Annotated in this window: 21 protein-coding genes; 12 read left to right on the top strand and 9 right to left on the bottom strand. The window is 71.8% G+C overall.

Annotated features, from left to right (window positions below):
• Positions 1 to 62 precede the first annotated feature (62 nt).
• Complete coding sequence (locus ABZ406_RS00955) at positions 63 to 665, top strand: sigma-70 family RNA polymerase sigma factor (protein ID WP_357754870.1); 603 nt, start codon at positions 63 to 65, stop codon at positions 663 to 665.
• Positions 619 to 1,476 (top strand): anti-sigma factor, encoded by an 858-nt coding sequence (locus ABZ406_RS00960; RefSeq protein WP_357754872.1) that lies wholly within the window; start codon positions 619 to 621, stop codon positions 1,474 to 1,476. Before ABZ406_RS00955 ends, ABZ406_RS00960 begins: the two co-directional genes overlap by 47 nt.
• 93 nt (positions 1,477 to 1,569) lie before the next feature.
• On the opposite strand, the gene ABZ406_RS00965 is transcribed toward ABZ406_RS00960, so the two are convergent.
• The 4 genes from ABZ406_RS00965 to ABZ406_RS00980 all read right to left on the bottom strand — a co-directional run bounded on the left by ABZ406_RS00965 (position 1,570) and on the right by ABZ406_RS00980 (position 4,718).
• Entirely contained in the window at positions 1,570 to 2,529 is a 960-nt protein-coding gene (locus tag ABZ406_RS00965) for an electron transfer flavoprotein subunit alpha/FixB family protein (RefSeq protein WP_357754875.1), read from the bottom strand.
• A gap of 14 nt (positions 2,530 to 2,543) precedes the next feature.
• On the bottom strand, positions 2,544 to 3,323 hold the full coding sequence (locus ABZ406_RS00970; protein ID WP_357754878.1) for an electron transfer flavoprotein subunit beta/FixA family protein: 780 nt from the start codon (positions 3,321 to 3,323) through the stop codon (positions 2,544 to 2,546).
• 187 nt (positions 3,324 to 3,510) lie between these two features.
• The gene (locus ABZ406_RS00975; protein ID WP_357754880.1) at positions 3,511 to 3,924 is read right to left on the bottom strand and encodes a hypothetical protein; all 414 of its coding nucleotides are present in this window, start codon (positions 3,922 to 3,924) and stop codon (positions 3,511 to 3,513) included.
• On the bottom strand, positions 3,921 to 4,718 hold the full coding sequence (locus ABZ406_RS00980) for a GNAT family N-acetyltransferase (protein WP_357754881.1): 798 nt from the start codon (positions 4,716 to 4,718) through the stop codon (positions 3,921 to 3,923). The genes ABZ406_RS00975 and ABZ406_RS00980 overlap by 4 nt, the downstream gene beginning before the upstream one ends.
• Positions 4,719 to 4,760: 42 nt before the next feature.
• Between ABZ406_RS00980 and ABZ406_RS00985 the strand changes: the two genes are divergently transcribed.
• Genes ABZ406_RS00985 through ABZ406_RS00995 form a run of 3 tightly spaced genes read left to right on the top strand, consistent with a single transcriptional unit; the run spans position 4,761 to position 5,887 of the window.
• Positions 4,761 to 5,153 carry a DUF202 domain-containing protein gene (locus tag ABZ406_RS00985; protein ID WP_357754884.1) on the top strand — a complete coding sequence of 131 codons (393 nt, stop codon included), beginning with the start codon at positions 4,761 to 4,763 and terminating at the stop codon, positions 5,151 to 5,153.
• Positions 5,150 to 5,455, top strand: coding sequence for a DUF202 domain-containing protein (locus ABZ406_RS00990; RefSeq protein WP_357754887.1), 306 nt, complete (start codon positions 5,150 to 5,152; stop codon positions 5,453 to 5,455). The genes ABZ406_RS00985 and ABZ406_RS00990 overlap by 4 nt, the downstream gene beginning before the upstream one ends.
• 27 nt (positions 5,456 to 5,482) lie before the next feature.
• Positions 5,483 to 5,887, top strand: a complete 405-nt coding sequence (locus ABZ406_RS00995; RefSeq protein WP_357754890.1) for a PLD nuclease N-terminal domain-containing protein — start codon at positions 5,483 to 5,485, stop codon at positions 5,885 to 5,887.
• 51 nt (positions 5,888 to 5,938) lie between these two features.
• Here the strand turns inward: ABZ406_RS00995 and ABZ406_RS01000 are convergent, their stop codons facing one another.
• A complete protein-coding gene (locus ABZ406_RS01000; protein WP_357754892.1) occupies positions 5,939 to 7,561 on the bottom strand; it encodes an acetolactate synthase in 1,623 nt (540 codons plus the stop codon).
• Positions 7,562 to 7,643: 82 nt separating this feature from the next.
• Positions 7,644 to 8,417 (bottom strand): enoyl-CoA hydratase-related protein, encoded by a 774-nt coding sequence (locus ABZ406_RS01005; protein WP_357754895.1) that lies wholly within the window; start codon positions 8,415 to 8,417, stop codon positions 7,644 to 7,646.
• A gap of 98 nt (positions 8,418 to 8,515) precedes the next feature.
• On the opposite strand from ABZ406_RS01005, the gene ABZ406_RS01010 reads away from it, so the two are divergent.
• The 4 genes from ABZ406_RS01010 to ABZ406_RS01025 all read left to right on the top strand — a co-directional run bounded on the left by ABZ406_RS01010 (position 8,516) and on the right by ABZ406_RS01025 (position 11,498).
• Positions 8,516 to 8,995, top strand: coding sequence for a DUF6232 family protein (locus tag ABZ406_RS01010; protein WP_357754897.1), 480 nt, complete (start codon positions 8,516 to 8,518; stop codon positions 8,993 to 8,995).
• Between the two features lie 859 nt (positions 8,996 to 9,854).
• Positions 9,855 to 10,334, top strand: a complete 480-nt coding sequence (locus ABZ406_RS01015; protein ID WP_357754899.1) for a DUF6232 family protein — start codon at positions 9,855 to 9,857, stop codon at positions 10,332 to 10,334.
• Positions 10,334 to 10,723, top strand: a complete 390-nt coding sequence (locus ABZ406_RS01020; protein ID WP_357754902.1) for a hypothetical protein — start codon at positions 10,334 to 10,336, stop codon at positions 10,721 to 10,723. Before ABZ406_RS01015 ends, ABZ406_RS01020 begins: the two co-directional genes overlap by 1 nt.
• A 46-nt stretch (positions 10,724 to 10,769) precedes the next feature.
• Positions 10,770 to 11,498 carry a hypothetical protein gene (locus ABZ406_RS01025; RefSeq protein WP_357754905.1) on the top strand — a complete coding sequence of 243 codons (729 nt, stop codon included), beginning with the start codon at positions 10,770 to 10,772 and terminating at the stop codon, positions 11,496 to 11,498.
• 35 nt (positions 11,499 to 11,533) lie between these two features.
• Here the strand turns inward: ABZ406_RS01025 and ABZ406_RS01030 are convergent, their stop codons facing one another.
• Positions 11,534 to 11,992: a rhodanese-like domain-containing protein gene (locus ABZ406_RS01030; protein ID WP_357754908.1), complete on the bottom strand. Its 459-nt coding sequence runs from the start codon at positions 11,990 to 11,992 to the stop codon at positions 11,534 to 11,536.
• 70 nt (positions 11,993 to 12,062) lie between these two features.
• Here ABZ406_RS01030 and ftrA point away from each other — a divergent pair, with 70 nt between their 5' ends.
• The gene (ftrA, locus tag ABZ406_RS01035) at positions 12,063 to 13,088 is read left to right on the top strand and encodes a transcriptional regulator FtrA (protein WP_357754912.1); all 1,026 of its coding nucleotides are present in this window, start codon (positions 12,063 to 12,065) and stop codon (positions 13,086 to 13,088) included.
• Between the two features lie 46 nt (positions 13,089 to 13,134).
• Here ftrA and ABZ406_RS01040 read toward each other — a convergent pair whose 3' ends face one another.
• Positions 13,135 to 14,031 (bottom strand): ribokinase, encoded by an 897-nt coding sequence (locus tag ABZ406_RS01040; protein WP_357754915.1) that lies wholly within the window; start codon positions 14,029 to 14,031, stop codon positions 13,135 to 13,137.
• A gap of 24 nt (positions 14,032 to 14,055) precedes the next feature.
• Entirely contained in the window at positions 14,056 to 14,898 is an 843-nt protein-coding gene (locus tag ABZ406_RS01045; RefSeq protein ID WP_357754918.1) for an ABC transporter ATP-binding protein, read from the bottom strand.
• A gap of 131 nt (positions 14,899 to 15,029) precedes the next feature.
• On the opposite strand from ABZ406_RS01045, the gene ABZ406_RS01050 reads away from it, so the two are divergent.
• Positions 15,030 to 16,028, top strand: coding sequence for an ATP-binding cassette domain-containing protein (locus ABZ406_RS01050; RefSeq protein ID WP_357754921.1), 999 nt, complete (start codon positions 15,030 to 15,032; stop codon positions 16,026 to 16,028).
• Positions 16,025 to 17,038, top strand: a complete 1,014-nt coding sequence (locus ABZ406_RS01055) for an ABC transporter permease subunit (RefSeq protein ID WP_357754924.1) — start codon at positions 16,025 to 16,027, stop codon at positions 17,036 to 17,038. The genes ABZ406_RS01050 and ABZ406_RS01055 overlap by 4 nt, the downstream gene beginning before the upstream one ends.
• The last annotated feature ends 27 nt before the right edge of the window (positions 17,039 to 17,065 follow it).

Below are 17,065 nucleotides of genomic sequence, written 5' to 3' on the forward strand. Positions count from 1 at the left end.
GAAGTGGGGCGGAGACTGTGGCAGCTACAGTCGGGCATGCCCCATCGAAGGCGAGCCGCCCGATGACGGCGCTACGACAGGAACCGGACCCTCCGGTGGACGACCTCGACCGCAGGTTCCGCGACGGCGACGACGTGGCGCTCCGCGAGGCGTACGACCGCTACGGTCGTGCCGTGCTCCACCTGGCCACGTCCATGCTGGCGAACCGCAGCGACGCGGAGGACGTCACCCAGGCGACGTTCGTCGCCGCCTGGCTGGGTCGCGACACGTTCGACCCGGCCAAGGGGTCGCTCGTCGGCTGGTTGCTCGGCATCGGCCGGCGGAAGGTGATCGACCGGATGCGCGCCTCGGCCCGGGAGACCCGGGTGGTGGAGACGGTCCGACAGTTGCCCGATCCGGCGCAGACCGAGCCGGACCCGGACCGCGTGGTGGACCGGTTGGTGATCGCGGACGAGCTGGCCCGTCTCCCGGACGACCAGCGACGGATGCTGGAGTTGGCCTTCTACGACGACCTGACACACCAGCAGATAGCCACTGTGACCGGTGTGCCACTGGGCACCGTGAAGAGTCACATCCGACGCGGCATGGCGAGCTTGAAGCGCAGATGGGAGGTGGACGGTGCAGCACCTGGACCACGACCGGCTGGTATTTCTGGCACTCGGTGAGAGCGAGGCGGACAACGGGGAGAGCACCCACCTCGACACCTGCGCGCTCTGCCGCGCGGAGGTCTCGAGCCTTCGGCAGGTGGCGGGGCTCGGCAGCGAGACGCAGGGTCTGGCCGATCTGCCCGACCCGCCGGAGCACCTCTGGCAGGCCATCGAAGCCGAGGTCAGGGCTGCGGAGGCCGGCCCGTTGCTGACCGATGAACGCCGACACCGGGTGCCCGAGCAGGCCGACATCACGACGGCCGGGCAGGCCCCTGGCGCGGTCCCCGAGCAGTCCGGCACCTCGACGGCCGGGCAGGCCCCGGGGGCGGTGGCGGAGTCGACGGTGACCCGTCTGGACCCGGGGCGGCGATCCCGTCGGGGTCGTGGCTGGTCCCGCTGGGCGGCCACCGCGGTGACCGTGGCTGCCGCCGCGGCGGTCGGGGTGGTGGGCACCGTCTCGGTGCTCCGACCGGACGACTCGACGCCCACTCCGACGCCTGTGGTGGTGGCGAGCGCACCGCTGGCGGCGTACGGGGCGACACCGCCGGCGGCCACTGGTGACGCCCGGGTCTTCCAGGACGGCCAACTACATCTGCATGTGGCGAATCTCCCGCGCGTCCCTGGGTACTACGAGGTCTGGCTCATCAATCCGACGACGATGGAGATGTTCTCCGTGGGCACCTTGGGTGGAGGCTCGGACGCGCTGCTGCCCCTGCCCCCGAATGTCGACCTCACTACCTACTCGGTGGTCGACGTGTCCGCCGAGCAGTACGACAACAACACCCGCCACTCCGGCGACAGCCTGCTGAGGGGCTCCCTGACGGGCTGATCGGCGGGCCGGCTCAGCTCCCCGGCTCGCCGATCAGCTCCCCAACGGCAGTGGCCGCCCGTGCGAACGGGCGGCCACTGACGTGTTGGCATGTCACTTGCGCTTGCGGATCTCCTCGGCGGCCTGCGGAACGATCTTGAACAGGTCGCCGACCACCCCGAAGTCGGCCAGCTCGAAGATCGGCGCCTCGCCGTCCTTGTTGACCGCGACGATGGTCTTCGACGTCTGCATGCCGGCCCGGTGCTGGATGGCACCGGAGATGCCGAGGGCGACGTAGAGCTGCGGGGAGACCGTCTTGCCGGTCTGGCCCACCTGGAACTGGTGCGGGTAAAAGCCGGAGTCGACTGCCGCGCGGGAGGCGCCGACGGCACCGCCGAGCAGGTCGGCCAACTCCTCGACCAGCTTGAAGTTGTCGGCGTTGCCGACGCCCCGGCCGCCGGAGACGACCACGCCGGCCTCGGTCAGCTCGGGGCGGGAGCCCTTCTGCTCGGCGACCCGCTCAACGACGGTGGCCAGCTTGTCGGCGTCGGTGACCGACACGGTGAGCTGCTCGATCGCCGGGGTGGTCGCCGACGGGGCGGGGGTGACCGAGTTGGGCCGGACGGTGACCAACGGCAGGCCCTTGGTGACCTTGGACTTGACGATCGTGGAGCCGGCGAAGGCGACCTGGGTCGCGGTGCCGTCGGCGTCCAGGCCGACGACGTCGGTGAGGATGCCGTTGTCGAGCTTGACGGCGAGCCGGGCGGCGATCTCCTTGCCCTCCTGGGCCGACGCCAGCAGCACGGCGGCCGGCTGCACCCGCTTGACCAACTCGGCCAGCACTGTCGCCTTGGGGGCCACCAGGTAGCCGTCGATCTCGTCACCCTCGGCGGCGTAGATCTTCTCCGCGCCGTACTCGCCCAGCTTGCCGCTCAACGCCTCGGCGGCGCCGGCGCCGCCGAGCACGACAGCGCTCGGGGTGCCCAGCTCGCGGGCGAGGGTGAGCATTTCCAGGGTGACCTTCTTGACGCCGAATTCCTTGGTGGCTTCGACGACGACGAGAACCTCAGACATGTCAGATCCCCCTCTCACACGAACTTCTCGGTGGCGAGGAACTCGACGAGCTTGACGCCGCCCTCGCCCTCATCAGTGATCTTGGCGCCGCCGGAGCGCGGAGGGCGCTTGGTGTGCTCGACGACGGCGCTCGTGGCACCGGCGAGGCCCACCTCGTCGGCAGCGACCCCGAGGTCGGCCAGCGACAGCGTCTGCACCGGCTTCTTCTTCGCGGCCATGATGCCCTTGAAGGAGGGGTAGCGCGGCTCGTTGATGGTGTCCCAGACGGAGATGACGGCCGGGGTGGCGGCGGTGACCACCTCGTAGCCCTCCTCGGTCTGCCGCTCGACGGTGAGCGTCGCACCGTCGACGGTGAGCTTGCGGGCACCGGTGAGCGCCGCGACACCCAGCCGCTCGGCGATCATGTGCGGCAGGACCTGGACCCGACCGTCGGTGGACTCGGCACCGCAGATGACCAGGTCGGCACCGAGCTGACCGAGCGCGGCGGCGAGCACCTTCGAGGTGGCGACGGCGCACGAGCCGTGCAGGGCGTCGTCGAGCACGTGCACGGCCTTGTCCGGGCCCATGGAGAGCGCCTTGCGGATCGACTCGGTCGCCCGGTCCGGACCCATGGTCAGGATGGTGACCTCGCCGCCGTGCGCCTCCTTGACCTTCAGGGCCTCCTCGATGGCGTACTCGTCCATCTCGTTGATCACGTTGTTCGCCGAACCGCGGTCGACTGTGTTGTCGTCATTGCGCAGGTTGCGGTCCGCGCCCGAATCAGGCACCTGCTTGACGAGTACGACGATGTTCATCGCGCTTCGACGACCCTCCTGTGTGGTGTTGCGATTCGCTCGCCCGGTCTGGGGCGCAGCGTCGCGCGTCGGTCGACGTCAGGTCAACCGCGGGCGGTTGTGCGGTTGCCCACGACGCAATGTTACCTGCCAGTAGGTTGCGCTCCCGCAGCACACAGAGTGACACAGCTCACCGACGCGCGGCCGGTCAGGCCGGCTCGGCCAACGCGACCCGGATCTGGTCGATGGCCGCCGCCTCGGTGGGTGCCACCCCGTCGTGCGCCCGGGCCACCCGGTCCGCGGCGACCAACACCAGTTCGCGGTACGCGTCCACGTCCCGCGGTGACTTCTCGCGGAGGATCCGCACCGCCCGCCCGAGCGCCGGCAGCACCACCGACTCGATCTCCAACTGCGAGTCCCGGGGAAGGTGCGGCAGCGGGCCGGTGGTCAACGCCTCCTTGACAGTGCCACTGGCACCGGCCAACGCGCCGGACGCGGCGATGCTCTCCCGGATCACCCCCAGGATTCCCGGGTCGGCGTTGGAGACCAGAAAGACGGCGCCGAAGGCACCGGTCTTGAGGGTCAGCCGCTCCTCGTCCGTCAACCGCTGCTCCATGATCACGGAGTGTAGACGTACGGGGTGGTGGTGGTGACCGCGACGAGGCCGAGTCGCTCGAGGATCGGCCGGCTGTCCTCGGAACAGTCGACCTGCATGAGCGTCCGACCCCGCTGCTCGGCCAGCCGCGCCCGGTAGTTGACCAACGCCCGGTAGATGCCCTTGCGCCGCCACTGCGGCAGTGTCGAACCGCCCCAGAGCGTGGCGAAGCCGGTGTTCGCCAGGTACCGCACCCAGCCGGCGCTCACCACCACCCCGTCCACCTCGGCCACCACCACTGTGATCGAGTTCGGGTCGGCGTCGATCTCCTTGGCGAGGCCCGTCACGAGGTGCGAGCGGTCCTGCTGCCAGACCTCCTCCTCCATCGCGGCGATCCGCTTCAGGTCCTCCAGAGAGGTCACCTCACGCAGGCGTACCCCCTCGGGAACCACCGGGAGCGCGGCGGCCAGCGGCGCGACCGGCCCGACCACGACGGTCTCCCGGTCCTCCGGCACGAAGCCGGCGGCGCGCAGGCGGTCCGCCAGGTCAGCCGGCTCGTCGTGCTCGTTGAGCTTCCACTCGACCGACATGCCACGCTCGCGGAAGAACTGCACCTGCCGGGCGATCAACTCGTCCAGCGCGGCACCGGTCAACCCGCCCAGGTCGCGGTACGTGAGGAAACCACCGGCGTCCAGCCCGATGATGCGGACCAGCGGCCCGTCCCGCTCCACTGTCACACCGGCCGGAACCGGGTCCGGGATCTCCGGGCGAATCTGGTTGTCGTAGGCGTCGCGCAGCGTCTGTACGTCGAGATCAGTCACCGGACCAGGCTAAGCGGCAGGGGAAGCGGATATTCTCCCACTGTGTGGGAGGCGATCAGGCGGTGGTTCGACCCGGCGGAGGCACGCGCCGTCGGTGAGACGCCGGACTACCGGTTTTCCCTGGCCAACGAACGGACCTTCCTGGCCTGGCTGCGCACCGGCTTGGCACTCGTCGGTGGCGGGTTGGCCACCGCGCAGTTCCTGCCACCCCTGCCGATGAGCCACCTGCGGGAGGTCATCGCGGTGTCGTTGCTGCTGCTCGGTGCGGCGGTCGCCATCCGCGCGGTGGACCACTGGGCGCGTACCGAACGGGCCATCCGGCTCGGACGGGAGCTGCCCGCGTCACGGTTCCCCGCCATCCTGGCGCTCGCCGTCGGCGTCGGCGCGTTACTCCTGGTGGTCGCCGTCCTGCTCCGGGCGATCGGCGGGCGGTGAGCACCGGACGCGACCCCGGGCTGCAACCGGAGCGGACACGGCTGGCCTGGCGGCGGACCCTGCTCAGTGTGACGGTGGTGACGGTGCTCGCCGTCCGGCTGGCGTCGACCGGCGACCCGACCGGTGCCCTCGTCGCCGGCGGGGCCGTACTGGTGTGGGGAGCCCTGCTGGTGCTCTGCTGGCCGCGTGGCACCGGCACCGGTCCCGCCCGCACCGGCGGTCGGACACTGCCCCTGGTCACCGCAGGGACAGTGGCGCTGGCGCTACTGGGAGTGCTGCTGGTGCTCAGCGGACTGTGGTGACGGGATTCGGTGAGCCATGATGGGTGCATGGCCCGGCTTGGCGTACTCCTCTTCCTGGTGCAGATCGTCCTCGCGGTCTGCGCGCTGATCAGCTGTCTCTCCGCCGAGGAGGGCCAGATCCGCGCCCTGCCCCGGATCGCCTGGGTGCTGATCATCTTGTTCTTCCCGCTGGTCGGCTCGATAGCCTGGTTCATCGTCGGCCGGGAGACCAGCCCCGGTGCCCGCAAGGGCTGGCCGGGCGGCACCGAACGGCAACGCCCCCGGCCGGTCGCCCCCGACGACGACCCGGAATTCCTCAGCTCGATGCAGGACCGCGCGAAGAACGAGGACCAGGAGCTCTTCCGACGCTGGGAGGAAGACCTGCGCCGCCGCGAGGACGACCTGCGCCGCGACGGTGAGCCGCCGCGCGAGGGTGACCGGCCCGAGGTGTGAACACGCCACCGCCGCCGGCGCTCGAGCGACGGCGGCGGTGACGGGTGCGACTCAGGCCAGGTTCGACGACCGGGGGTACGCGTCGGTCGGGTCGGTGAGCACGTTCACCAGGTACGGCACTCCGGAGTCGAACGCGCGCTGGAGCGCCGGGCCCAGGTCGGCCGCCTTGGCGACCGTCTCCCCCGCCCCGCCGAGCGCGCTGACCACCGTGTCGTACCGCAGCTCCGGCTGAAGGTCGGCGGCCACGTCGTAGCCGTACATGGCCCGCATCGGGTGCTTCTCCAACCCCCAGATGCCGTTGTTGCCGACGACGATGACCACCGGCAGCTTCTGGCGGACCAGCGACTCGACGTCCATCAGCGAGAAGCCGGCCGCGCCGTCGCCCATCAGCACGCAGATCTGCCGGTCCGGGTGGCTGACCCGGGCGCCCATCGCGTAACCCATGCCGGTGCCCAGGCAGCCGTACGGGCCCGGGTCCAGCCAGGTGCCGGGCTGAGCCGGCTCCAGGTACCGCCCGGCGTACGACACGAAGTCGCCGCCGTCGCCGATGGTGATCGCGTCCGGGGCGAGCGCCCGACGCAGCTCGCCGTAGATCCGAGCCGGGCGGATCGGGTCGGTCTCGGCCGCCATCTCCGCGGCGTCCCGGGCCTTCGCCGCGTCCTCGGCGACGCGCAGGTCGGCGATCCAGTCGGCGTGGTCGGCCCGGTCACCGGAGTGGTCGGCGAGCGCGGAGAGGATGAGGCGCAGGTCGCCGGCGGGGGCGGCGGCCGGTTGCACGTGCGTCGCCCGCTGGCTGGGCGCGTCGACGATGTGCACCACCTTGGCGTCACCGAAGTCACCGAAGCTCAGCCGGAAGTCCAACGGGGTGCCCACCACCACGACCACGTCGGCGCCGGAGAGCGCGGCGCGGCGGGCCTTGGCGAACGCGAGCGGGTGCTCCGGCGGGAGCGAACCGCGACCCATGCCGTTCGCGAAGACCGGCACCTGCAACGCCTCGGCCGCCTCGCGCAGGGCGGCGACAGCGTCGCTCGCGTACACGTCGGAGCCCGCGATGATGACGGGCCGCTGCGCCCCGGCGATGAGCAGTGCGGCGCGGCCCACCTCCTCCGGATCCGGCGCGATCGGGTCGACTCCCGTCACGGTGGGCAACTCGGCCTCGGCGACCGAGAAGACCGTCTCCAACGGGAAGTCGAGGAAGGCCGGGCCGCGGTGCGGCGTGAGCGCGGCGTTCAGGGCGGCACCAACCGCACGAGGAATGTCGTCGGTGCTGAACACCGTCTCGGCGTGCTTGGTGACCGGGGCGACGAGCGGCAGGTGGTCCATCTCCTGGAGGCTGCCGGAGCCCCAGCGGAACGCGGGCGCCCGGCCCCCGAGCACCAGCACCGGCGAGGCGTTGAAGAACGCGCTCGTCATGCCGGAGATGCCGTTCGTGACACCGGGCCCGGCGGTGAGCACCGCGAGGCCGGGGCGGCGCTGGAGCTTGGCCACCGCCTCGGCGGCGAACACCGCGGACTGCTCGTGCCGGACGTCGTAGATCGGAAAGTCGGTCTTGTACGCGGCGTCGTACAGCGGAAAGACGTGCCCGCCGGACAGCGTGAACATCTCCCGTACGCCGTGCGCGCGTAGGGCCGCGAGCGCCAACTCGCCGCCGTGACCCTCGATCCGCTCCGTCATTCGCCGCTCCCCTTCGTTCCTCATGACCGAGGCCTCACGCTACTGGCCGGTAGGAACAATGTGAACCGTTCTCGACTAATCGTCAGCGGCCGGTGAAGTCCGGCTTGCGCTTCTCGACGAAGGCGGCCATGCCCTCCCGCCGGTCGTCGGTGGCGAACAGCGCCGCGAAGAGCTGACTCTCCCAGGCCAGACCCGAGCTCAGATCCATGTCGAGGCCGCCGTCGACAGCCACCTTCGCCGCGCGCAGCGCCTGCACCGGCCCGCTGAGGTACGGAGTGATCAGCGCGACGGCCGTGTCGTACACCTCGGCGGCCGGGGCGACCCGGTCGGCCAGGCCGATCCGCAGCGCCTCCTGCGCGTCCACCATCCGCCCCGACATGATCAGGTCCTTGGCGCGGGCCGGGCCGACCAGACGGGCCAGCCGCTGGGTGCCGCCCGCACCCGGGATGATGCCCAATTTGATCTCCGGCTGGCCGAGCTTCGCGTCCTCGGCGACGACCCGCCAGTCACAGGCCAACGCCAGCTCACAGCCACCACCGAGCGCGTACCCGGTGATCGCGGCGACAACCGGCTTGGGGATCCGGGCGATCGCGCCGAGCGCGCTGGACAGGTTCGCTGCCCGGTCGGCCATGTCCACGTAGGACATCTCGGCCATCTGCTTGATGTCGGCGCCGGCCGCGAAGACCTTCTCCCCGCCGTACACGATGACGGCGCGGACCTCGGGATCGGCGGTGGCCGCCGTGGCGGCGGCGCGCAACTCCTCCTGAACCTGGGTGTTGAGCGCGTTCATCGGCGGCCGCTCCAGCCGGATCGTGCCGATGCCGTCAGTGGTCTCCAGCCGAACGAACTCGCCCACGCTGCCCTCACTTCCTCGTCGAAGTCGCGTGCCAACCTTACGACCCGGCTCGTTTGGGTAAGTAGTGTGGTGTCAGCCCCGTGGGCGGGAGTCCAGCCATGATCACTTATTACGACGACAGGTCGGTGCAGGTCACCTCCACCACTCTTCGCGTCGACGGTCGCAGCTACGCGCTCGCCGACATCACCATGATCTGGCACCGCCGTGGCACCCGGTCCTGGCGCGTCCTGGTGGGTCGGGGCGCGATCGGGGCCGCGCTCGCCGGCCCGCTGGTCGCGGCGGTGCTCGGCATCGGCGTGGCCGTCTGGCTGCACCGCTCCCCCACCGTGACGATCGCGATCGTCGGTGCGTCGGTGCTGGTCGGCCTGGCTGTCGGGCCGGTCGCCGATTTTCTCTTCGAACACCTGGACCGCTCCTACGCCCGGGGCAGTCGCCAACTGGAGATCTGGGCTCGTTGGCGGGGTCAACCGGTGCGGCTGCTCCGCACTGGTGACGCGCTGCGTTTCGGGCAGATCTACCGGGCGGTGCAGCGCGCCGTGGAGCACAGCCAACCGGCCCGCCCCGGCGTCCGCCGCTAGCCGACCTGGTTCCGCCTCACGTCCCGACCTGACCGGGGCCGGTCGTCCGCGACCGGACCTGCACAACGAATGCGCCCGCCAGCGCGCCTCCCAGGCGCGGCGTGCCCCCCGACGCAACGTGTCCGTCGGCACAGGCCCCGGGCGCAGCATGCCCCCACGGGCGCAGGGTGGCCCGGGCGCAGGGTGACCCCGGGCGCAGGGTGACCCCGGGCGCAGCGTGGGCGGTTGTTGCTGCTGCCGGCGTTGCTGATGGTCGCCCGGAGTCGCCGGTGGCCATTGTTGCTGCAGCGCCTTTGGAGCTGATAGCGCCAACGAATCAGACCGGGACCGCGAGCGGGACGTCGGCGAAGCGGCGGCGAGGCGGCGGCGAGGCGGCGCGGCATGGCGCAGCGGCCCGGCAGGCGCAGCGGCGAGGCGTGGGGGGTGGGAGAGGGGTGGGGCGTGATGTCGTAGACGATTCAGCTCTAAAGGACCACCGCACCACTACCTCTACCAGCGGACGGCCGCCGTCACCTCCAACCGCCGCGCCTCCGCCCCCCACCCGCCGCGCGGCGGCACCACCCGCCAGGCCGCCACGCCCCCGCCACGCCCCCGCCGGGCGGGCCGCCCTCCACCCGCCGCGCCACGGCACCACCCGCCGGGCTGCCGCCACCCCCACCGGCCGGGCCGCCGCACCACCCGCCAGCCGGGCCGCGGCCGTCCCCACCCGCCGCGCCGCCGCACCACCCGCCAGCCGCCGCCCCCACCGGCCGGATCGCCGTCGTCGACGCGTCCGGCGGGGGCTGATCGGCTGGGAAGGCGGCCGAAGTGCCGTGGTCCGAGCGGGGCGAGGGTTGCCTGTCGGTGGTTAGGCTTAGTGATGACCCTCTATTACCGGGACGACGCGGTGCAGGTGACCTCCGAGTCGATCCGGGCGGGCGGGCAGGTGATAGCCCTGTCCGACGTGACGTTCGTCTGGCACGCGCGGGGGCAGAAGACCCTCGCCGTGCGGGGCCGTGTGCTGGGGCGCGGTGTCCTGGTGCTGCTGCTCTCGCTGCCGCCGTTGGTCGCCGTGGTCTGCGTGCTGTCCCTGGCGTGGTCGGCCCAGGACCGGGGCAACTGGCAGTTGGCGCTGATCATTCTGGCGGCCTGCGCGGTGGGGGCGTTGGCCTTGGCACCGTTCCTGGAGATCCCGCTCGGCTGGCTGGACCGCTCCTACGAGCGCGGCAGCCACGTGCACGAACTGTGGGTGCAACACCACGGCCGGGAGGACCTGCTGGTGCGCACTCCGGACGCGCTACGGTTCGGGCAGATCTACCGGGCCGTGCAGCGCGCCGTCGAACAGCAAGGGGATCATTGATGACCACCCGACGCGGCGAGGCCGTCGCCCTGGCCGGCCTGCTCGCCACGGCCGGCGTCACCCATCTGGTACGCCCCGGCGTCTACGACCCGATCGTGCCGCGCGCGTTGCCCGGGCCGGCCCGGTTCTGGACGTACGCCAGCGGGGTTGCCGAACTTGCGGTGGCGGCGGCGGTGGCGCACCCGGCCACCCGGCGGGCCGGAGGTCGGGCCGCCGCCGCGCTCTTCGTGGCCGTCCTGCCGGCGAACGTCAAGATGGCAGTGGACTGGCGGCACCGACGCCCGACGAAGCGGGCCATCGCCTACGGCCGGGTGCCGTTGCAGGTGCCGCTGATCTGGTGGGCGCTGCGGGTGGCCAGCGCCGACAGCGCCGATCGACGATCACGCTGACCTGCTCCGTCGGGCGGTTGTGGCAGGGCCGACGCACACTTGACCCATGGCGATTCCCCCCCCCACCCCGACCGCCGTGGTCGGCCTGACCCGCTCCGCTCTCGACCAGGCGCTCGGCTCGGCCGCCTCGATGGCCGCCCTGCCCGCCCGCGCGTTCGCGGTGCTGGACGGGGTGGAGGCGCTGCTGGCCCGGATCAACGGCGTCGTCGACCGGATCGAGACGACACTGGACCGGACCGACCAGGTGCTCACCGACGCCGAGGCGGCGGTCCGCGAGGTGGCAGTCATCAGCGCCGCCGCTACCACCGCCATCGACACGGCCACCGAGGTGGCCACCGTCGCCGCCGTGGTCGTCGCCGAGGCCGACCGGGTCTCCCGGGCGGCGGGCACCGTGGTCGCCGAGGCCGATCGGGTCGCGAGCCGCGCCGCCGGCACCGTGGGCACCGCGACGGAGGCCGCCGCCACGGCGGCCGAGCTGCTGGCCGCGTACGAGCCGGCGCTGCGCCGGGCCGCGCCGATGGCCGCGCGGTTCGTCGAGGAGCTGAGTCACGAGGAGATCAGCGCGGCGATCCACCTGGTCGACGAGCTACCCAAGCTCAAGGAACACCTGACGGCGGACATCCTGCCGATCCTGGCCACGCTTGACCGGGTCGGCCCCGACCTGCACGACCTGCTGGACGTGACGCGCGACCTCAAGCTTGCCGTGGCCGGCATCCCCGGCCTGGGCATGTTGCGCCGACGCGGCGAGAAACTCGCCGACGAGCCGGTCGGCTGAGTCCCGGCCCGGCTGATCCCTCGCGCGGCTGTGGTTCAGCAGTCGCAGGTGATCGTCGTACGGGGCGCGGTCAGGTCGTCGACCGGTCGCCGGGTCAGCCCGGCCTCCGTCACCACCGGCAGCCCTTCTCGCGCCCAGTACTCGAACCCGCCGAGCATCTCCTTCACCCGATAGCCGAGCCGGGCGAATTCCAGCGCGGCCCGGGTCGCGCCGTTGCAGCCCGGACCCCAGCAGTAGGTCACCACCGCCGAGCCCGGCGGGACCAGGTCCGCCGCCCGGGTCGCGATCTCGGCGGTCGGCAGGTGTACCGCGCCGGGAAGGTGCCCCTGCGCCCAGGCGGCCGCGCCCCGGGAGTCGACGACCACCACGCCCGGGGTACGGACCGACAGGTCGGTGTGTACGTCACTGACGTCGGTCTCGACGCTGAGCCGAGTGTGGAAGTAGGCGGCGGCGGTGGCCGGATCGGCCGGTGGAACGGCGAAGGCGAAGGTCATGCACCGATCGTCGCCGGCACGCCACCTCGAGACGAGTGGCGCGAACGACGTGCTGCGCTAACATCCCGCCATGTCGACAGCGGCAACGACGACCGGTCCGCACCCGCTGCCGGCGCCCCGACGACCGGCGGCCGCGCACCGGGTCGCCGTGCTCGCGTACCCAGGAATGTCGGTGTTCGAGACCGGCATCGTCACCGAGGTCTTCGGGCTGGCCCGACCCGAGTTCGACGTCGACTGGTACGACCTGGTGCTCTGCGCGGAGCAGCCAGGGCCGGTGCCGGTGGTCGGTGGAGCCAGCCTGCACACCCCGTACGGCCTGGTCGAGCTGGCGGCGGCGCGGACGGTGATCGTGCCCGGCGTGCCGGACGTCACGGCTGACCCGTCACCCGAGCTGGTCACCGCGCTCCGTCAGGCGCACCGGCGCGGTGCGCGGATCATGTCGATCTGCTCGGGCGCGTTCGCGCTGGCCGGAGCGGGGCTGCTGGACGGTCGACGGGCAACGACCCACTGGCGGTACGCGGACCTGCTGGCCCAGCGTTATCCGCGGATCGATGTGGACGCCGATGTGCTCTACCTCGATGACGGTGACCTGCTCACCAGTGCCGGCAGCGCGGCCGGGCTGGACCTCTGCGTGCACGTGATCCGGCGCGACCACGGCGCGGCGATCGCCAACGCGGTCGCCCGACGGCTGGTGATCCCCCCACACCGCGACGGCGGGCAGGCCCAGTTCGTCGAGGCGCCGGTGTCCGCCGACCCGGACGACGACCGTATCGCGAGCAGCATCGACTGGGCTCTCGCCCGTCTCGCCGAGCCGCTGAGCGTGGCCCAGCTCGCCGGGCGGGCGCACATGTCCTCGCGCACCTACCTGCGGCACTTCGCCCGCGCCACCGGGACCAGCCCGATCCGTTGGCTGATCGAACAGCGGGTCCGCGCGAGCCTGACCTTGTTGGAGGAGACCGACGTCCCGGTCGAGCAGGTCGCCCGCGCGGTGGGCTTCGACACCCCGGTCACCTATCGGCACCACTTCGGCCGGGTCATGCTGACCTCACCGTCGGCGTACCGCCGAGCCTTCCGCACCGGGGCGGGCCAGCGGTAACAGTCAGCGTCGGGACGCGCTGGGGCAGACGCAGCGCGGGACGCGCTCAGGCCGGTACGTACAGCTCGTCGATCTCGGCGCGTCGCGGGAGCGCCACCGACGCGCCGAGCTTGCGGACGCAGGCAGCGCCAGCGGCCGCCGCCCAGCGCACCGCGTCGACGACGTCGCGCCCCTCGCCCCAGCCGACGGCAAGCGCGGCGGTGAACGCGTCACCGGCGGCGGTGGAGTCGACCACGTTGACAGGCACCGCTGGCACGTGCACCTCGACGCCGTTTCGGTCGACGTACCAGGCGCCCGCATCGCCGAGAGTGAGCACGGCCCGGGGGGTCAGGTCGAGCAGCGCGCGGGGCTCGTCCCGACCTCGGCCGGTCAGTGCCTGCGCCTCGCCCTCGTTGACGACGAGCAGGTCCACGGCGGCGAGCAGCTCGGGTGGGAGGTCCCGCGCCGGGGCGGCGTTGAGGATGACAGTGGTGCCGGCCTCGCGGGCGGCCACCGCGGCGGCGGTCACCGTCGGCACCGGGATTTCCAGTTGGGCGACCAGGACGTCGGCCCCGCGTACCGTGGCCAGCTCATCCTCGGTGAGGTCGACCAGGGCGTCGTTCGCGCCCGGGGTGACCACGATGGCGTTCTCACCCTGCGCGTTGACCAACACCAGCGCCACCCCGGAGGTTCCGTAGACCACGCGAAGCTGACTGGTGTCCACGCCGGCCGCGGTGATCCGGGCCTTGAGGGTGACGCCGAAGGCGTCCGAGCCGATCGCACCGAGGAACACGCAGGAGGCGCCGGCCCGGACCGCGGCCACTGCCTGGTTGGCGCCCTTGCCGCCGGGCACCATCACGAAGTCGGTGCCGAGGATGGTCTCACCCTGCCGAGGCAGGGCGGGTGCCATCGCGACCAGATCCATGTTGGCGCTGCCCACCACTGCGACGCGGGTCTGCGGCACTGTCGTCTCCCGCCGGTCCGACGCTCAGGCGGCGCGAGCTGTGAAGCGGTCGCCGGACCGCTCGACCACCAGGGGTAACCCGAAGGTCTTGGAGAGGTTGTCACCGGTGAGCGTCTCGGCGAGCAGACCCTGGGCGACCACTCCGCCCTCGCGCAGCAGCAGCGCGTGGGTGAACCCGGGCGGGATCTCCTCGACGTGGTGGGTGACCAGCACCATCGCCGGGGCGTCCGGGTCGTACGCCAGCTCGGCCAGCCGGGCGACCAGGTCTTCCCGACCACCCAGGTCGAGCCCGGCGGCGGGCTCGTCGAGGAGCAGCAGCTCCGGGTCGGTCATCAGGGCACGGGCGATCTGCACCCGCTTGCGCTCGCCCTCGGAGAGAGTGCCGTAGCGGCGTTCGGCGAGGCCACCGACGCCGAGTTGGCTCAGCAGTGCCCGCGCCCGCGTCTCGTCGCCACGGTCGTAGTTCTCCCGCCAGCGGCCGACCACCGACCAGGCGGCGGTCACCACCACGTCGCTGACCCGCTCGTCGGCGGGGAGCCGTTCGGCGATGGCTGCGGTGGTGAGCCCGATCCGGGTACGCAGCTCGTTGACGTCGGTGCGGCCGATCCGCTCGCCGAGCACGTGCGCGACACCGGTCGTGGGGTGCAGCCGGCCGGCGGCGAGGTTGAGCAGTGTGGTCTTGCCGGCGCCGTTGGAGCCGAGCACCACCCACCGCTCGTCCAACTCGACGCGCCAGGTCAGGTCCTCCAGGAGGGCGGTGCCAGAGCGGCGTACACCGACGCCGTCGAGGCTGACCACCAGATCCGGGTCCACGGGAGCGGCGGCAGGCGCGGCGCCGGCAGCGCCGGGGATCAGGTCACCAGTCACCGCTCCATCCAACCACGCAGCGCCGGGGCGCCCCCCATGGGCGGCACCTCAGCCATAGGGTTAGGCGCCGTGTCGTTGATCACCAAGCGAGAAGGACGGCTCATGCCCCGTCGTCGTACGGAGCCGCGCGGATGAGCGCGGTCATCGAGATCGAGGGTCTGCGCAAGACCTTCCACAGTCTGCGCAGCGGCCGACGGGTGGCGGTGGACGGGTTCGACATGCTTGTCGAGGCGGGCCAGGTGCACGGCTTCCTGGGCCCGAACGGCTCGGGCAAGACCACGACGCTGCGGGCCCTGCTCGGGCTGGTCCGCGCCGACAGCGGCCGGATGTCTGTGCTCGGTGAACCGTCGCCGGAGTTGCTGACCCGGGTGGCCGGTCAGGTCGGCGCCATCGTGGAGAGCCCGCAGTTCTTCGGAAACTTCACTGGCTACCGGACGCTGCGGTTGCTGGCCCGCGCGGGTGGGGTGCCGGTCTCGCGGGTGGACGAGGTGCTGGAGCTGGTGGGCCTGGACGACCGTGGTGACGATCGGGTGAAGGGCTACTCGCTGGGCATGAAGCAGCGCCTCGCGGTGGCGTCCGCGCTGCTGAAGGACCCGCGGTTGCTCATCCTGGACGAGCCGGCGAACGGGCTGGACCCGGCGGGCATCCGGGAGATGCGGGACCTGATGCGGTCGCTGGCGGCCAGCGGGGTGACAGTGCTGGTGTCCAGCCACATCCTGGGCGAGATCCAGCTGATCTGCGACCACGTCACGATCATCTCGCAGGGTCGGCGGGTCGCGACCGGTCGGGTGGACGAGGTGCTGGCGGGTCACGATCGGCACGAGTTCCTGGTTCGGGTGGCCGAGCCGGAGCGCGCCGTCGAGGTGTTGCACACGGCCGGGTTGACGGCGGTCGTGGATGGCGACGCGTTGGTGGTGGGCGGGGTGAGCGACCCGACTGTGGTCAGCCGGGCGCTGGGTGAGCAGGGTCTGTGGGTGGGCGAGTTGACACCGCTGCGGCCGGATCTGGAGAGCGTCTTCCTGGAGCTGACCGGCGCGTACGAGCATCCGTCGGTGCCCCGGCAGGTCGGCGACTCGTCGGTGCCGCAGGGCGAAGCTGTGATCGATCTCGATCGGGGAGTGGACGCGTGAACCTGGTGCGTGCCGAGTTGGAGCGACTGTCCGCGCGTCGCTTCGTGCAGCTCATGGTGGTTCTGTTGGTGTTGGCGTTCGCCGTCACCGCGGCGACCACGATGGCCGGCTCCCACAAGCCGACAGCCAGTGAACTGAACTCGGCGCGGGAGCAGGCCGCCGAGGCGCGGCGGAGCATGGAGATCACGCACCAGCAGTGCCTGGCCCGCCAGGAGTCGGCCGTCCCGGCTGACACGGAGCAGATGTTCCCGAGCGACTGCTCGGCGATCGACCCGATTCGGCAGGATCGGCTGCCGATTCCCGCCGACTATCTGCCTGGTGTGTTCAACTTCGCCGAACAGGCCCGGCCGTTGCTGTACTTCCTCATCGCGTTCCTGGTGCTGTTCGGGTTCCTGGTCGGCGCCTCCTACATCGGCGCGGATCTGACCTCGGGCGGCGTGGTGAACCTGCTGCTCTGGCGACCGCGCCGGTTGACGGTGCTCGCGGCCAAGTTGGGCACCCTGCTCGGCGGGGTGCTGGTTCTGGCTCTGCTGGCGTCGGTGGCCTACCTCACCGCGTTCTGGGTGATCGGGCAGACCGCCGGGTTGCCGGGCCGACTGGACGACGACTTCTGGAGTTCACTCGCGGCGGTGCACGGGCGTGGCGTGGTGTTGGTGCTGCTCGCTTCGGCCGCGGGCTTCGCGATCGCCACGTTGGGTCGGCACACTTCGGCGGCGCTGGGGGCGGTGGCGGCGTACGCGGTGGTGTGGGAGTTGGGCGGTCGGCTGGTGTTGGAGATCGTCGACGCCCGGCGGCCGGACCAGCTGATGCTCTCCAGCCACATCGGCGCGTGGCTCGGCGGTGGGGCGCGATTCTTCGACCCCGAATTGTGTGCGGGCAGCGCGGGCACCGACTACTGCGAGAGTTTCTACAGTCTGAACTGGCCAACGGCGCTGCTGGTGCTGCTGGTTCTCACCGGCGGACTGACCGCTGCGGCGTTCGCCGTGTTCCGTCGCCGTGACCTGATCTGAGTGGAGGCCGTCGGGTCGCCCGGTCCG

This window comes from Micromonospora sp. NPDC005710 (genome assembly GCF_040630995.1).
GTDB lineage: Bacteria > Actinomycetota > Actinomycetes > Mycobacteriales > Micromonosporaceae > Micromonospora.

Coding starts and splice junctions, on each gene's coding strand:
- ABZ406_RS00955 (WP_357754870.1), top strand. CDS start 63: ATGACGGCGCTACGACAGGAACCGGACCCTCCGGTGGACGACCTCGAC.
- ABZ406_RS00965 (WP_357754875.1), bottom strand. CDS start 2,529: ATGTCTGAGGTTCTCGTCGTCGTCGAAGCCACCAAGGAATTCGGCGTC.
- ABZ406_RS00970 (WP_357754878.1), bottom strand. CDS start 3,323: ATGAACATCGTCGTACTCGTCAAGCAGGTGCCTGATTCGGGCGCGGAC.
- ABZ406_RS00995 (WP_357754890.1), top strand. CDS start 5,483: ATGGCCCGGCTTGGCGTACTCCTCTTCCTGGTGCAGATCGTCCTCGCG.
- ABZ406_RS01000 (WP_357754892.1), bottom strand. CDS start 7,561: ATGACGGAGCGGATCGAGGGTCACGGCGGCGAGTTGGCGCTCGCGGCC.
- ABZ406_RS01010 (WP_357754897.1), top strand. CDS start 8,516: ATGATCACTTATTACGACGACAGGTCGGTGCAGGTCACCTCCACCACT.
- ABZ406_RS01015 (WP_357754899.1), top strand. CDS start 9,855: ATGACCCTCTATTACCGGGACGACGCGGTGCAGGTGACCTCCGAGTCG.
- ABZ406_RS01020 (WP_357754902.1), top strand. CDS start 10,334: ATGACCACCCGACGCGGCGAGGCCGTCGCCCTGGCCGGCCTGCTCGCC.
- ABZ406_RS01025 (WP_357754905.1), top strand. CDS start 10,770: ATGGCGATTCCCCCCCCCACCCCGACCGCCGTGGTCGGCCTGACCCGC.
- ABZ406_RS01030 (WP_357754908.1), bottom strand. CDS start 11,992: ATGACCTTCGCCTTCGCCGTTCCACCGGCCGATCCGGCCACCGCCGCC.
- ftrA (WP_357754912.1), top strand. CDS start 12,063: ATGTCGACAGCGGCAACGACGACCGGTCCGCACCCGCTGCCGGCGCCC.
- ABZ406_RS01050 (WP_357754921.1), top strand. CDS start 15,030: ATGAGCGCGGTCATCGAGATCGAGGGTCTGCGCAAGACCTTCCACAGT.